This is a genomic window from Citrobacter sp. RHBSTW-01044 (assembly GCF_013781945.1).
In the GTDB taxonomy this organism is placed as follows: domain Bacteria; phylum Pseudomonadota; class Gammaproteobacteria; order Enterobacterales; family Enterobacteriaceae; genus Citrobacter; species Citrobacter braakii.
The window spans coordinates 3,359,194-3,373,731 of sequence record NZ_CP056180.1 but is presented as its reverse complement, the minus strand read 5'-3'; the positions used below and the strand labels follow the sequence as shown (position 1 = coordinate 3,373,731).

Annotated in this window: 13 protein-coding genes; 4 read left to right on the top strand and 9 right to left on the bottom strand. The window is 54.1% G+C overall.

Annotated elements, in window-relative coordinates:
- The first annotated feature begins 44 nt into the window (after nt 1-44).
- Both sucC and sucD read left to right on the top strand, forming a co-directional pair.
- Complete coding sequence (sucC, locus tag HV352_RS16475) at nt 45-1,211, top strand: ADP-forming succinate--CoA ligase subunit beta (RefSeq protein ID WP_003022927.1); 1,167 nt, start codon at nt 45-47, stop codon at nt 1,209-1,211.
- Complete coding sequence (gene sucD, locus HV352_RS16470; RefSeq protein WP_003022929.1) at nt 1,211-2,080, top strand: succinate--CoA ligase subunit alpha; 870 nt, start codon at nt 1,211-1,213, stop codon at nt 2,078-2,080. Before sucC ends, sucD begins: the two co-directional genes overlap by 1 nt.
- An 81-nt stretch (nt 2,081-2,161) precedes the next feature.
- Here the strand turns inward: sucD and HV352_RS16465 are convergent, their stop codons facing one another.
- Nucleotides 2,162-2,878, bottom strand: coding sequence for a GntR family transcriptional regulator (locus HV352_RS16465; protein ID WP_181634901.1), 717 nt, complete (start codon nt 2,876-2,878; stop codon nt 2,162-2,164).
- A gap of 184 nt (nt 2,879-3,062) precedes the next feature.
- Between HV352_RS16465 and mngA the strand changes: the two genes are divergently transcribed.
- A complete protein-coding gene (gene mngA / locus HV352_RS16460; protein WP_181635483.1) occupies nt 3,063-4,979 on the top strand; it encodes a PTS 2-O-a-mannosyl-D-glycerate transporter subunit IIABC in 1,917 nt (638 codons plus the stop codon).
- 24 nt (nt 4,980-5,003) lie between these two features.
- Nucleotides 5,004-7,637, top strand: coding sequence for a mannosylglycerate hydrolase (gene mngB / locus HV352_RS16455; protein ID WP_181634900.1), 2,634 nt, complete (start codon nt 5,004-5,006; stop codon nt 7,635-7,637).
- Between the two features lie 53 nt (nt 7,638-7,690).
- On the opposite strand, the gene HV352_RS16450 is transcribed toward mngB, so the two are convergent.
- The 8 genes from HV352_RS16450 to otnK are packed head-to-tail and all read right to left on the bottom strand — an operon-like array spanning nt 7,691 to nt 14,445.
- Nucleotides 7,691-8,344: an aspartate/glutamate racemase family protein gene (locus tag HV352_RS16450; protein WP_181634899.1), complete on the bottom strand. Its 654-nt coding sequence runs from the start codon at nt 8,342-8,344 to the stop codon at nt 7,691-7,693.
- Nucleotides 8,341-8,760, bottom strand: a complete 420-nt coding sequence (locus HV352_RS16445) for a heme-binding protein (RefSeq protein WP_016152289.1) — start codon at nt 8,758-8,760, stop codon at nt 8,341-8,343. The genes HV352_RS16450 and HV352_RS16445 overlap by 4 nt, the downstream gene beginning before the upstream one ends.
- A 5-nt stretch (nt 8,761-8,765) precedes the next feature.
- On the bottom strand, nt 8,766-10,112 hold the full coding sequence (locus tag HV352_RS16440; RefSeq protein ID WP_181634898.1) for a bile acid:sodium symporter family protein: 1,347 nt from the start codon (nt 10,110-10,112) through the stop codon (nt 8,766-8,768).
- Between the two features lie 21 nt (nt 10,113-10,133).
- Complete coding sequence (locus HV352_RS16435; RefSeq protein ID WP_181634897.1) at nt 10,134-10,946, bottom strand: 3-keto-5-aminohexanoate cleavage protein; 813 nt, start codon at nt 10,944-10,946, stop codon at nt 10,134-10,136.
- A gap of 28 nt (nt 10,947-10,974) precedes the next feature.
- On the bottom strand, nt 10,975-11,751 hold the full coding sequence (locus HV352_RS16430; protein WP_181634896.1) for a TIM barrel protein: 777 nt from the start codon (nt 11,749-11,751) through the stop codon (nt 10,975-10,977).
- A complete protein-coding gene (locus HV352_RS16425) occupies nt 11,732-12,538 on the bottom strand; it encodes a DeoR/GlpR family DNA-binding transcription regulator (protein WP_016156008.1) in 807 nt (268 codons plus the stop codon). The genes HV352_RS16430 and HV352_RS16425 overlap by 20 nt, the downstream gene beginning before the upstream one ends.
- 9 nt (nt 12,539-12,547) lie before the next feature.
- Nucleotides 12,548-13,192: an aldolase gene (locus HV352_RS16420; protein ID WP_016152294.1), complete on the bottom strand. Its 645-nt coding sequence runs from the start codon at nt 13,190-13,192 to the stop codon at nt 12,548-12,550.
- Nucleotides 13,189-14,445 carry a 3-oxo-tetronate kinase gene (gene otnK, locus HV352_RS16415; protein ID WP_109017807.1) on the bottom strand — a complete coding sequence of 419 codons (1,257 nt, stop codon included), beginning with the start codon at nt 14,443-14,445 and terminating at the stop codon, nt 13,189-13,191. Before otnK ends, HV352_RS16420 begins: the two co-directional genes overlap by 4 nt.
- Between the last annotated feature and the right edge of the window lie 93 nt (nt 14,446-14,538).

Genomic DNA, 14,538 nt, shown 5'->3' with positions numbered 1-14,538 from the left:
CTACGGGTAAAAGATAACGATTACCTGAAGGATGGACAGAACACATGAACTTACATGAATATCAGGCAAAACAACTTTTTGCCCGCTATGGCTTACCGGCACCGGTGGGATATGCCTGTACTACTCCGCGTGAAGCTGAAGAAGCTGCATCTAAAATCGGCGCAGGCCCGTGGGTAGTGAAATGTCAGGTTCACGCTGGTGGCCGTGGTAAAGCGGGCGGTGTGAAGGTTGTGAACAGCAAAGAAGACATTCGCGCTTTTGCTGAACACTGGCTGGGTAAACGTCTGGTCACTTACCAGACAGACGCCCATGGTCAACCGGTAAATCAGATTCTGGTTGAAGCAGCGACCGACATTGGTAAAGAACTTTACCTCGGCGCAGTTGTTGACCGTAGTTCCCGTCGCGTGGTCTTCATGGCCTCTACCGAAGGCGGCGTGGAAATTGAAAAAGTGGCGGAAGAAACGCCGCACCTGATCCACAAAGTAGCGCTCGATCCGCTGGCCGGTCCGATGCCTTATCAGGGTCGTGAACTGGCGTTCAAACTGGGTCTGGAAGGTAAACAGGTTCAGCAGTTCACCAAGATCTTCATGGGTCTGGCGACTATCTTCCTTGAGCGCGATCTGGCGCTGATCGAAATCAACCCGCTGGTGGTGACCAAGCAGGGTGATCTGATCTGCCTCGACGGCAAACTGGGCGCTGACGGCAACGCGCTGTTCCGCCAGGCTGACCTGCGTGAAATGCGCGACCAGTCTCAGGAAGATCCGCGTGAAGCACAGGCTGCACAGTGGGAACTGAACTACGTCGCTCTGGACGGCAACATCGGTTGTATGGTTAACGGCGCGGGCCTGGCAATGGGCACCATGGACATCGTTAAACTGCACGGCGGCGAACCGGCTAACTTCCTCGACGTTGGCGGCGGTGCGACCAAAGAACGTGTAACCGAAGCGTTCAAAATTATCCTCTCTGACGACAATGTTAAAGCCGTACTGGTTAACATCTTCGGCGGTATCGTACGCTGCGACCTGATCGCGGACGGTATCATCGGCGCGGTAGCAGAAGTGGGCGTTAACGTTCCGGTCGTGGTACGTCTTGAAGGTAACAACGCTGAACTCGGCGCGAAAAAATTGGCTGATAGCGGCCTGAATATTATTGCAGCGAAAAGTCTGACGGATGCAGCTCAGCAGGTTGTTGCCGCAGTGGAGGGGAAATAATGTCAGTTTTAATTAATAAAGATACCAAGGTTATCTGCCAGGGCTTCACCGGTAGCCAGGGGACATTCCACTCTGAACAAGCGATTGCTTACGGTACGCAAATGGTCGGCGGTGTTACGCCGGGCAAAGGTGGCACCACGCATCTGGGTCTGCCGGTGTTCAACACCGTACGTGAAGCGGTAGAAGCGACCGGCGCAACCGCCACCGTTATCTACGTTCCGGCTCCGTTCTGCAAAGACTCCATCCTGGAAGCTATTGATGCAGGCATCAAGCTTATCATCACCATCACCGAAGGTATCCCAACGCTGGATATGCTGACCGTGAAAGTGAAGCTGGATGAAGCTGGCGTACGCATGATTGGCCCGAACTGCCCAGGTGTTATCACCCCTGGCGAATGTAAAATCGGCATCATGCCGGGCCATATTCACAAGCCTGGTAAAGTCGGTATCGTTTCTCGTTCCGGTACGCTGACCTATGAAGCGGTTAAGCAGACCACCGACTATGGTTTTGGTCAGTCTACCTGTGTGGGTATCGGCGGCGACCCGATCCCAGGCTCTAACTTCATCGATATCCTGAAGCTGTTCCAGGAAGATCCGCAGACCGAAGCGATCGTCATGATCGGTGAGATCGGCGGTAGCGCGGAAGAAGAAGCGGCGGCGTACATTAAAGATCATGTGACCAAGCCGGTTGTGGGTTACATCGCGGGTGTGACTGCGCCGAAAGGTAAACGTATGGGTCATGCTGGTGCGATCATCGCAGGTGGTAAAGGTACGGCGGATGAGAAATTCGCTGCGCTGGAAGCCGCTGGCGTGAAAACCGTTCGTAGCCTGGCCGATATCGGCGAAGCGCTGAAAACAGTGATTAAGTAAGAAAAAAAACAGCCCTGACTCTCTGCATAGTCAAGGGCTGGTCCCGTTTCGACATGGTTGGCCATCTGATGATGGCCTTTTTTAATGGCGTCGTTTTGCCACCAGCGTAAATTTATAATCGTCGCTTTTGAAGGTGTTGCGGCTGTATTCAAAAACGCGTCCATCGAGCAGAAACCCGCGAGAGATTTTCTCCAGCACCGGTTTCCCCTGCGGCATGCCCAGCATTTCTACAGTATCCTCATCCGGAATAACCGGGATCAGTTCCTGCTCGCTGCGATCGATAACCATCTTTTTGATCTGTTCTATATAGTGATATTTAGAATTTTCCATCACTTCCCAGGTGAGATCGGGAAAGAGGGCGAGCGGCATCCATGTCTCTTCGAGGGTAACGGCTTTCTGCTTAATAAAACGAACTCGTTTTACATGCCAGACTTTATCTTCAGCCGCCAGCTGTAGCCACTCGGCCAGCATCTCTCCTGCTGGAATGACCTCAAAGACCTTCACTTCGCTGTGCGTTTCAACCTGACGGTCGGCCAGCTTCTCATAAAAACTGGTGAGCTGATAAATGTCGTAATTGACGCGCTCCTCTTTCACATACCAACCGCTGCCCTGAATGCTCTCGATAATATTCTGTTCCGTCAGCAGCTTGAGTGCTTGCCTGATGGTCACGCGGCTGACCTCGAAACGGCTCTGTAGCGTAGATTCTGTGGGAAGTGCATCACCTGGTTTTAATTCACCTTTTGCAACTTGTTCGCGCAGAACGTCGGCTATCTGGCGGTACATCGGTTTTTGGCTCATCTCTTTTCGCTTTTGTCGGCAATAAAGTCAGATATTCAAGACAAATTATGCGTACATTTTATCAATAGTAAATAATACAAATTAAATACAAATATTGTCTCGTTAGTGAAATTGATCACGTAAAGGTATTGTTTTGTCTGCGACAATCGCGGCACAAAATAATGACAATCCTCTGAGGACTATGATGAATTTGACAATACTGTCCCACCCTCGCGCAGTCTGTGTGCAGGCGAGATTTACCGATCGTGACGATGCCATTCGCCAACTTACGCAGCGGCTGACCGAATTAGGCAAAATCACCGATGCCGACGCTTATCTGGCGGAAGTTTTTCACCGCGAATCGCTGGGGCCTACGGCGCTTGGCGAAGGGTTGGCGGTACCGCACGGTAAATCGTCGGCCGTGAAAGAGGCGGCTTTCGCGGTGGCGACGCTGAGTGAACCGATGGACTGGGAAGGTATTGATGGCCCGGAGTCTGTTGAACTTATTTTTTTGCTGGCGATTCCGCCAGATGAAGCCGGTTCGACTCATATCCAAATCCTGACCGAACTGACCACCTGCCTTGCGGATGAGGATCTGCGTGCTCGCGTCATGGCGGCGACCAGCGCCGAAGCGGTGCTGGCGGCATTAGTGGTCGAAACACCGCCGCAGGCCGCAGTGGCGACGGCGGATGCGCCAACGATTGTTTGCGTTACCGCATGTCCGGCGGGGATTGCGCATACCTATATGGCGGCTGAGTATCTGGAGAAAGCCGGTCGGCAAATGGGCGTTAACGTGGTGGTTGAAAAACAGGGTGCCAATGGCATTGAAGACCGCTTAACGGCTCAACAACTGAATGATGCGCGCGCCTGCATTTTCGCCGCAGAGGTCGCTATTAAAGAAAGTGAACGTTTCAACGGTATCCCGGCGATCTCCGTTCCGGTTGCCGAACCGTTGCGCCACGCAAAAGCGCTGATTGAACAGGCGTTAGCGCTGGAGCCTCTGCAAAGCCAGCGTGTTTCTCAGCCACAGACAGAGGTGAAAAAGGGGCTGAAAACTGACCTGAAACAAGCACTGCTGAGCGGAATTTCGTTTGCCGTGCCGTTAATCGTCGCCGGAGGGACGGTACTGGCGGTGGCGGTATTGATTGCACAGATTTTCGGCCTACAGGATGTGTACAGCTTAGAGAAATCCTGGCTGTGGATGTATCGCCAACTCGGCGGCGGGATGCTGGGCACGCTGATGGTTCCGGTACTGTCGGCCTATACCGCTTATTCGCTGGCGGATAAACCAGCGCTGGCTCCAGGCTTTGCGGCGGGTCTGGCGGCGAACTTAATCGGCTCGGGTTTTCTTGGCGGTGTTGCCGGTGGCCTGATTGCCGATTATCTCATGCGTTGGGTGAAACAGCATCTGCGATTAAGCAGCAAATTCAATGGCTTTTTAACGTTCTACCTCTATCCGGTGATTGGCACGTTGGGCGCGGGTAGCCTGATGTTGTTTGTGATTGGCGAGCCTGTCGCCTGGATCAATACCTCGCTGACTGCCTGGCTAAATGGGTTATCAGGCACCAACGCGCTATTGCTCGGTATGATCCTGGGCTTTATGTGTTCGTTTGATCTTGGCGGTCCGGTCAATAAAGCGGCGTATGCCTTTTGTCTGGGCGCGATGGCCAACGGCGTATTCGGCCCCTACGCCATTTTCGCTTCGGTAAAAATGGTTTCTGCTTTCACCGTCACCGCTTCAACCATGCTGGCGCCACGCCTGTTCAAACAGTTTGAGATTGAGACCGGTAAATCCACCTGGCTGCTCGGCCTTGCCGGGATTACCGAAGGCGCGATTCCGCTGGCGATTGAGGACCCGATTCGGGTGATTGGCTCTTTAGTGATGGGGTCGATGGCGACCGGAGCCATCGTTGGGGCCATGGGGATTGGGCTTTCGACCCCAGGTGCCGGGATTTTCTCGCTCTTTTTACTTATCCCCGCAGACCTAAGCGCGGTGATGGCCGCCGCGGGCTGGTTTGGCGCCGCACTGATTGGGACGATTATCTCCACGGCGATTTTACTGCTCTGGCGGCGTCAAGCGGTTAAACAGGGGAAATACGTCACCGATAGCGTGATGCCGTAAGCACTTACTCAACAGGAAATGACGATGAAAGCAGTATCTCGCGTTCACATTACGCCGCATATGCACTGGGACCGTGAGTGGTACTTCACCACCGAAGAGTCGCGTATTTTGCTGGTTAACAATATGGAAGAGATCCTGACTCGCCTTGAGCAGGATGCAGAGTACAAATATTACGTGCTGGATGGTCAAACGGCGGTGCTGGAAGACTATTTTGCGGTGAAACCTGAAAACCGGCAGCGGGTTAAAGCGCTGGTGCAGGCCGGGAAGCTTATTATCGGCCCCTGGTACACGCAAACGGATACGACCCTCGTTTCCGGTGAGTCAATTGTCCGCAATCTGATGTACGGCATCCGCGATTGTATGGCCTTTGGCGAACCGATGAAGATAGGTTATCTACCTGATTCATTTGGGATGTCCGGGCAGATGCCGCATATTTATAATGGTTTTGGTATCAACCGGGCTCTGTTCTGGCGTGGGTGCTCTGAACGTCATGGCACCGATAAAACCGAATTTTTATGGCAAAGCGCTGACGGTAGCCAGGTCACGACACAGGTGTTGCCGCTGGGCTATGCGATTGGTAAGTACTTACCCGAGGATGAGGCCGGGCTGCGTAAGCGACTTGACGGCTACTTCGAGGTGCTGGAGAACGCCTCGGTGACTAAAGAAATCCTATTACCCAACGGGCATGACCAGATGCCATTACAGCAAAACATCTTTGCGGTGATGGATAAACTGCGTGAAATCTACCCGCAGCGAAAATTTGTCATGAGCCGCTTCGAGGAGGTTTTTGCTCATATCGAAGCGCATCGGGAGACGTTGGCTACCCTGCACGGCGAGTTTATAGACGGTAAATATATGCGCGTGCATCGTACGATTGGCTCCACACGAATGGATATCAAAATTATCCATGCGCGTATTGAGAATAAAATCGTTAACCTGCTGGAACCGCTCGCCACGCTGGCCTGGAGTTTAGGTTTTGAATATCACCACGGTCTGCTGGAGAAAATGTGGAAAGAGATTTTAAAGAATCATGCCCACGACAGCATCGGCTGTTGCTGTAGCGATAAAGTGCATCGTGAAATCGTTTCACGCTTCGTGCTGGCCGAAGATATGGCCGACAATTTGATTCGTTTTTACCTGCGTAAAATCACTGACAACATGGCGCACAGTGAAGAAGACAAGCTGGTGATGTTCAACCTGATGCCCTGGCCGCGTGAGGCGGTGATCAATACGACCGTACGTCTTCGCGCCAGCCAGTTCCGCCTGCTTGATGGCAGTGGAAATGAAATCCCTTATTTTATTCGTGGCGTGCGCGAGCTTGATCCTGGCCTTATCGACCGGCAAATCGTCCATTACGGCAACTACGAGCCGTTTATGGAGTTTGATATTCAGCTCAACCAGATTCTACCTTCGATGGGGTACTGCACGCTGTATATCGAACCGCATGTTGCTGGCCGTCAGGCGATACCCGCTCCGGCGACCCAGGCACTGTTGGAGAACGCGTTCTGGCTGATCGATCTCAATGACGATGGAACGCTACAGCTACGCGATAAGGATTCAGGGATTGTTTATCAACGCGTACTGGAGATTGAAGAAAGCGCCGACGACGGGGATGAGTACGATTACTCCCCCTCGCGCGAGGATTGGCGCCTCACGTCTGCGGGCGTTGCGTTTGAGCATGAAATTATCCGCGAGGGATGGCAAGACCGGGCAATCATTCGCTATCGGATGGCGGTTCCGGCGGATCTGGAGGCGCGCGCGTCACGTCAGCGCAATGGTGAAGTTAGCATCGAAATAGGTGTTACGCTGAGCCATAACAGCCGGCGGATTGAGGCTGATATTCGCATTGACAATCAGGCTGACGATCACCGAGTTCGGGTGCTTATCCCCACGCCATTTCACACTAATGACGTGTTGGCTGATACCCAGTTTGGCTCGCTGCTACGGCCTGTTCACGATGAAGCGATGGCCAACTGGCAGGCTGAGGGATGGAAAGAAGCGCCGGTGCCGGTCTGGAATCTGCTCAACTACGCCGCGCTGCAGGAGGGGCGTCATGGACTCGCGGTGTTTAGCGAAGGATTGCGCGAATTTGAGGTAGTGGGTGAGGAGAGAAAAACGTTTGCTCTGACGCTGCTCCGTGGCGTCGGCTTACTCGGCAAAGAGGATCTCTTATTGCGTCCCGGCAGGCCGTCAGGCATAAAAATGGCGGTACCGGATTCCCAGATGCGGGGTGTGCTGCACGGGCGCTTTTGCCTGTTTAGTTATAGCGGGACGCCGCTTAACGTTGGCCTGGCTCAGCAGGCGCGTGCCTGGCTGACGCCCGTCCAGTGTTATAACAAAATCCCGTGGGATGCGATGAAGCTCAACAAAGCAGCGTTTACTGTTCCCGATAGCTACAGCCTGTTGAGTATGTCACCGGTTGGCTGTCAGCTTAGCGCGCTAAAAAAAGCAGAGGACAGAGATGAAATCATCCTGCGTTTATTTAATCCCTCTGACAGCGTCAGCTGCGATGCCGCCGTGTCGTTTAGCCAAAGCGTAATGCATTGCCGCGAAACCGGTATGGATGAAATACCCGCTGGCGAGCAGAGTGATACGAAGGGGATTAACGGCGAGTTTCGGCCAGGGCAGTCGCGGACGTTTAGTCTGAAACTGGCCTGAAAGAAGTGATAAGTCAGCGCCAGCAATCTTATGCTGGCGCTGACCGGCCGCTATCAGGATGATGCCAGTGTTTTCAACCAGCGAATTCCGCTTTCCGGCGAGGTCATTACCGTCACCGGCGGGGAAGGGAGCTGCTGTAAAACGCGCGCCATCGATGCTTGCGCCAGCATCACAACATCTGCCTGGGTAAAGGCGCTCTGTAACCCTTCACTGACGATACGGTCATGAGTATCCATGTCTCCCGCCAGCAGCGCGTGGAATGCCTCCTCCATTAATATAGGCGTGATGGTGCGCGATTTACCGCTCTGCTGCACTTTGCGCTGTACGTAATCCAGCGTTGGCTTCAGCGTGGTTGCCACGGTCGCCAGTACGGCGATCCGCTCACCTTTTTCAATCGCCTCTTCCACCATTGCGCAGTCAATGCGCGCGAGCTGCAGTGGGGTCATAAACTGGCATTGTTCCACCGCAGTACCAATTGAGGAGCAGGCGGTAATAAAGATATCGCAGTCCGCCTTTTCGGCAATATGTACATAATCGGCGATGCGGGCGGCAATATTGGGCGTCACGCCCTGGGCCTTCATTACCTGCTTGATCATGGATTCTTCCACCAGGTGCATGACTTCAACATCCGGCATGATGTCGGCAATCAGCTGTTGCATCATCGTAAGCGTGGCGGCACTGGTATGCAGCATGGCGACCTTTTTCATTGGGCAATCTCCTTAAGTAACGTTTCCGCGACGGCCAGCGCCGCATCATGATCTTCCTGCGCGGATAAACCGCCTACCGCGACGGCCCCAAGGCATTTTCCTTGGTGCAGAATCGGGATCCCGCCCGGCAGTGCCGTAAACAGCGGGTCGGCAAAATAACCAATATCCAGTTGCTCTTTCTGCAGTCGCTGTAAAAATGCCTGCGTGGTACAGCCCAGGCGGCTACTGGTGCGTGCTTTGCGCTGGGTTAACTCGATGGTTAACAGTTTGGCGTTATCCATCCGCGCAAAGCTGAGTAGTTCGCCATTGGCATCGCATACGGCCACGCTTAACGGGCGTTTTGCGTAACATGTTTCGGCAAGGTCGAGCGCAGAGGCCACGGCGCGCAGGGCATGCCCCAGAGTGAGAGTTGTCATCGTGATTATCCTTTTGACAGATTTTCGCAAGCGGGTTGAACGGGATCTTTGGCTGCGGCGGCCTGCGCCTGTTTGGCGTCTTTCTTGCGCCAGTAGTTCGCGAGCAGCGAGCCGCTGACGTTACCAAGCGGAGTCATCACCGCCGAGGCCAGGCCAACCGTTGCCAGTTTGCCCATTGCTGCGGCAAGCCCGGACGCCATGCCGCCGTTTTGCAGGCCGACTTCAAAGGCTACGGTGCGGGCAGACTGTACGTCCATGCGGAAGATCCAGCGGCTCATCAGATAGCCAATCAGGAAGCCGCCGAGGTTATGCATCAACATGGCGAAGCAGAGCAGGAAGCCGACCTGCACCAGGTTCTCGCGCCCGGCTGCGGCTGCGGTGGTCGTAAAGAAAATGATCCCCATCATTGAGATGGTCGGCATGATTTTCTTCACGCCCGCCACGCGGCCATACAGCCAGTTGTAGAACAATGCCCAGACGAGACCGCCTGCCACGAAGTTGAGCACCACCGCGTACATTTGCGCGTCGGCGCTGGCGTGACCAAACAGCGCGTCCCAGCCGCCAGCAATCATATACAGCAGCCAAAGAGCGCCGATCCCGGCCAGCATCTGGACGACACGGCGTCCGCGCACGTCCGCATAGGTTTTCAGATAGTCATGCAGAATTGCCGCGCCGATGGGGATCAATACGATTTTCACCACATCCATTACCATTGCGGTGAGCTGGATATCGATCATCGACCCCGCCAGCAGATTAACCCACAGTGGCGTCATCACCGTTGCCGCCAGCGTTGAGACTGCGGCGATCGAGACCGCCAGCGCCAGATTGGCGTTCGCGATATAGACCATGACGGTAGAGGAGAGTCCGCTTGGGCAGGCGCCAATCAGCAGAATCCCGACCGCTACCTCAGGCGGAAAGTTAAAGATAAGCGTAATGCTCAGGCCGAGCAGAGGCATGATAACGAAGTGGCAGAAGGTGCCAATAAACACCGCCCACGGCATTTTGGCGACGTCAATAAAATCCTGGATCGTTAGCTTAGTGCCCATGCTAAACATGGTGGCCTGAATGACGAGGAACACGATCCATTTATGGGTGATATTGAAACCGCCCCAGACGATCAGATCCGTAGACCAGGTCATGGCGGCGACAAACCCGGCGATGATCCATAGCGTAAACTGATAGCTGCGTAGACCCGGCCAGTAGCCTGCACCGGCGGCGAATCCGGCGGTGAACATCACCAGCCCGGGCTGCCAGAGCGCCGCGGACTGGATTAGCGCACCGATAATCGCCAGCGCCGCGCCCGCAACGCTGACGCCGAGTCCGGTTTTGTGAATAACAGTGGTCATAGTCATGTTGAAATGTCCTTGCTGTTGTTATTGCTGCCGGGATGGAATAGATAACATGTGCCGCGCAATTTCTGGCGTGGCGACTTTTTTATCCATGCTGCGAATGAGCGTGGCGAGTTTGGCAACCTGCTGGTAATTATGCTGTGCTTTTTCTTCAGCGCTTAAATAATAGCTATCCTCAAAGCCGATGCGTACTTCACTGGCCCCCATGCCGACGGCGGCGGCAATAATATCGAAGTTCTTTCTGCCAAAATGAGTAATACCCCATAAGGCATCGCGCGGGATCATGCTACGCAGAGCAATTAAAGCATCAATGGTTGCTGGCGTACTGCCGCGATGGCCGAGGACGATATTAAAGAGCATGGGTTTTTGGAATTTTAGTTTATCTTCAAGGTTCAGGATGTTATTAATCATGCCAATTTCAAAAACTTCAAACTCGGGAATAATATTGTGCTCGACAATTTTCCGGGAGCAATATTCCACGTCCGGACCGGGATTAAAGTACACCGCATCTCCGAGGTTGACGGAACCGACGTTCAGCGAAGCCATCTCTACGCCGGGGCAGGAGAGTGGCGCGCAGCGTTCGGCGATGGACATTGAAGAGACGCCGCCGGTAGATGCCTGAATAATCAGGTCTGAATGGCGCATGACGCTATCAATGGTCGCCTGAAAATCGGTGGTATCCGGCGTCAGGCGACCCTGTTTATCGCGAACGTGTAAATGCACGATGGACGCGCCATGCTCTACGCTGGCGAGTATTTCCTGCGCCAGTTCTGCGGGTATAACTCTGGGGCAATCCGCGGCAACGGGTGCCAGCGAAATAATAACAGTATCCGACATATTTTCCTCCGGTACAGAGATATTTAAATTATAGGTAAGGCTTTATCCAGTTTAATGAGTCGGGCCCTGATGTTGATGGTTGATATTCACAGCCAATCCAGCCCTGGTAATTGATTTTTCTAATAAAATCGAATAGCCATGTTTCATTTAATTCACCTGTTCCCGGTTCATGGCGATAGGGGACAGAAGCAATTTGAAAATGTTTAATTAAGGTGAAGTAGCGTTCAATATTTTTTGCCACATTGCCATGAATTTTCTGACAGTGGTAAATATCAAACTGTAAACCGATATTTTTCTTGCCAACCTCTTGAATAATAGATTCGGCCAACGGAAAGCTGTCAATAAAATAACCGGGCATATCCTGCGAATTTAACGGTTCAATCAGCACATCGATTTCCGCTTCAGCCATCATATCGCAGGCGATACGCAGCCGGTTGGTCAGGAGAGTGCGCTGAGCGTGAAGCGTCAGATCGTCGCAGCGCGAACCGGCCATAACGTGAACCCGACGACAGCCCAGCGCCGTGGCGTAATCACGCGCCATGTTGAGGCTATGGTGAAATTCCGGGTCTCGACCGGGCTGCGCGGCCAGTCCCCGCTCACCTTGTGCCCAGTTACCCGCCGGTGCGTTCATCAGCACCACCGGCAGGGATGTTTCCCGCTGTGCAGCGTGCAAATGCGCCAGCGGGTGCTGCCAGAGAAATAGCCCTTCAACGCCGCGAAAACCAGCCGCCTTCGCCGCCGCAAATCGCGCTGCTATCGGTAAATCTGTAAACAACCAGTCGAGGTTAGCCGCTAACTTCAGCATGGCGCGCACCCTCCCGGTTATCAACCAGATGCAGCTTAACGCCCTGGCTGGCAATAGTTTGCTGGGCGTTTTCCGGTAACCGGTTATCAGAAATAATGTCGGTTAACTGTTCCAGCCCACAGATATGGAACATGCCGTATTTGCCAAACTTACTGCTGTCGCAGACCAGCACCCGACGCCGGGAAACGGTGAGTACCGCTTCTTTAACCGAGGCTTTCCCTTCGCTCGGCGTCGACATGCCGCGTTCGGTATCCCACGATGAGGAGCTCAGAAACGCCACGTCAATATTAATGGTGCGCAGAAAACTGGCGGCGCTTTTTCCAAGGCATGAGCGGTTACGCTGATCCACCAGACCACCGGTGTGATAGAGCGTGATGTGCGGCATATCCATCAGATAGTGGCTGATGGAAAAATCGTTGGTTACTACCGTCAGATTGAAACAGTGGCTGGCGGCGACCGCTTTCGCCACTTCAAACAACGACGTTCCGGCATCCAGATACAGCGTTTGTCCGGGCTCAATGAGCATGGCGGCGAGCTGGCCCATTTTACGTTTCACGTCATGATTCAACTCGGCTTTTTCCCGCCATGGCAGCTCGGATTTCAGCAGGTTATTCAGCTTCACTCCGCCGTTAATGGCGATAACTTTGCCTTCTTCTTCCAGCAACTGGATGTCGCGACGCACGGTCATATGCGACACGCTCATCAAATCTGCCAGTTCATTAAATGAGGCGGCATTTTTTTCGTGCACGTAGCGGTAGATAAAATCACGTCGTTGCTCGGGGATCATTATGTCACCTCACGCTTGCCGGGAATGTTCAAGTTCGGCCACCGCTTCTTCTGAGAGCGGAACATAGCCAAGCGGTTTTAACGTCAGCCAGATGCGGGCGCTGTCTTCCAGTTCTTCAGCGTTAAACACCGCCTCACGCAGCGAGCGACCGCTTACTACCGGCCCGTGATTGGCCAGCAGCGCGGCCGTATGGTCTGCCGCGATTTCACTCAGTGCGCTGGCAATGCCTTCATGGCCAGGCTTGAAATAGGGCAGCAGCGGTAACTGCCCGACGCGCATCACATAGTACGGCGTTAACGGCGGCAGGCAGTTTTTCGGCGTGGTGCACGGCAGGCAGGAGAGCGCGGTCAGCCATGGAGAATGCAGGTGCACGACCGCGCCGCAGGATGGCCGATGTCGATACCACGCCAGATGCATGGGCACCTCTTTTGAGGGTTTGTCGCCGCTAAGATGAACGCCGTTGGCATCCAGTCGACTTAGCGTGGCAGGATCAAGCTCGCCCAGACAAGAGTTGGTCGGGGTCACCAGATAGCCGCCATCTGGCATTTTGACGCTAAGATTGCCGGAACCGCCGCTGCTGTAACCGCGCATAAACAGGGAACGGCCATAGTGGACGAGTAGTTCGCGCAGTTGGTGTTCACTCACCGAATTCATAATGCGTACTCCTGGGCAGTAAAAAAGAAATCGTCGTCACCAAAGTTGCCTGACTTCAGCGCCAGCGCCAGACCGGAGGAAAATACCCACGGCACGCCTGGCGCAATGGCTTTGCCGACGGACAGACGCTTCACCTGCAAGGCTTCCACAACGGTGCCGGAGGTTTCTCCGCCCGCGACGATAAAGGTGTTTACACCCGCAGTTCGTAGCTTTGAACTCAGCCGGGCAAAAGCGTGTTCGATTGCCTGGCTGGCGACCTGTTCGCCGTGCTCCTGTTGAATACGTTTGAGTACGTCTGGCGGCTGGGTGGCGTATATCAGTGGCGCTAATGAGTCGCTGATATGCGTCATCGCCCAGGCGCTCAGTTCATCGGTGTAGCGTTCGGCATCAGACAGGCAGCGGGACACATCAAGCAAACGAGACGCTGATGCGGCCTTATAGCGATTAACCTGACGATTGCTCATTGCCGAACAGCTACCGGAGAACACCACCGTTTTGGCAGGCAGTGGAAAAGAGTCCGGCGGCATGGATTGCTGGCCTCCGCTGCAGGCGGCCAGCGCGCCGCCGAGCCCGGAGCCACCGGCTAACAGAGGGCTGGCATGGAGAGCTTGCGCCAGCGTGTTGAGATCTGCTTCATCCAGCGTATCGACGATAACGTGACGCGTACCTTCAGCCTGAAGTTGGGCCAGGGCGTAAGTGACCGCTTCCACACCTTGACGCAGGGTCGTGAGGTTGATGCAACCAACCGCGCCTGGCGTTTGCGCGCTCAGCAGGCGCGGCAGGCTGGCATCGTTCATTGGATTGAGCGGATGCTTTTCCATCCCGGATTCGTTAAGCAGTACACCGTGTACAAAAAGATGACCATGCACCACCGTGCGTCCGTTTTGCGGCAGAGCGGGGCAGTGGACGATCAGCGGAACCTGCAGGTCGTTCATCAATGCATCGCTGACCGGGCCAATATTGCCTGTTGGCGTGGAGTCAAACGTCGAACAATATTTAAAATAAATCTGGCGGACACCTGCATTTTGTTTCAGCCAGCGGGCACAGGACAGGGATTGGGTGACGGCCTGTTCTGCGGGTAATGAGCGGCTTTTCAGCGAGATGACGATAGCGTCAACCTCTTCATTCCAGCATTGCGCGGTATCGGGCATACCGGGCAGAAGCGCGACGCGCCACCCCTGCTGCGCCATAAAGCTTGCAATGTCCGTTGCGCCGGTAAAATCGTCGGCGATAACGCCTGTGGTGACGGCCATGGATCAACTCCGTTCAGATTGTTTGCTAATTGAACATATTATTCAGGAGGGCCTTTCACATTCACATGATGATTATCACAAATAAGCACATCA

Bases quoted from the DNA above. Each gene is read 5' to 3' on its own strand.
- mngA (WP_181635483.1), top strand. From the start codon at position 3,063: ATGAATTTGACAATACTGTCCCACCCTCGCGCAGTCTGTGTGCAGGCG.
- HV352_RS16435 (WP_181634897.1), bottom strand. From the start codon at position 10,946: ATGTCGGATACTGTTATTATTTCGCTGGCACCCGTTGCCGCGGATTGC.
- mngB (WP_181634900.1), top strand. From the start codon at position 5,004: ATGAAAGCAGTATCTCGCGTTCACATTACGCCGCATATGCACTGGGAC.
- sucC (WP_003022927.1), top strand. From the start codon at position 45: ATGAACTTACATGAATATCAGGCAAAACAACTTTTTGCCCGCTATGGC.
- sucD (WP_003022929.1), top strand. From the start codon at position 1,211: ATGTCAGTTTTAATTAATAAAGATACCAAGGTTATCTGCCAGGGCTTC.
- HV352_RS16440 (WP_181634898.1), bottom strand. From the start codon at position 10,112: ATGACTATGACCACTGTTATTCACAAAACCGGACTCGGCGTCAGCGTT.
- HV352_RS16450 (WP_181634899.1), bottom strand. From the start codon at position 8,344: ATGAAAAAGGTCGCCATGCTGCATACCAGTGCCGCCACGCTTACGATG.
- HV352_RS16445 (WP_016152289.1), bottom strand. From the start codon at position 8,760: ATGACAACTCTCACTCTGGGGCATGCCCTGCGCGCCGTGGCCTCTGCG.
- HV352_RS16420 (WP_016152294.1), bottom strand. From the start codon at position 13,192: ATGAATTCGGTGAGTGAACACCAACTGCGCGAACTACTCGTCCACTAT.
- otnK (WP_109017807.1), bottom strand. From the start codon at position 14,445: ATGGCCGTCACCACAGGCGTTATCGCCGACGATTTTACCGGCGCAACG.
- HV352_RS16430 (WP_181634896.1), bottom strand. From the start codon at position 11,751: ATGCTGAAGTTAGCGGCTAACCTCGACTGGTTGTTTACAGATTTACCG.
- HV352_RS16465 (WP_181634901.1), bottom strand. From the start codon at position 2,878: ATGAGCCAAAAACCGATGTACCGCCAGATAGCCGACGTTCTGCGCGAA.
- HV352_RS16425 (WP_016156008.1), bottom strand. From the start codon at position 12,538: ATGATCCCCGAGCAACGACGTGATTTTATCTACCGCTACGTGCACGAA.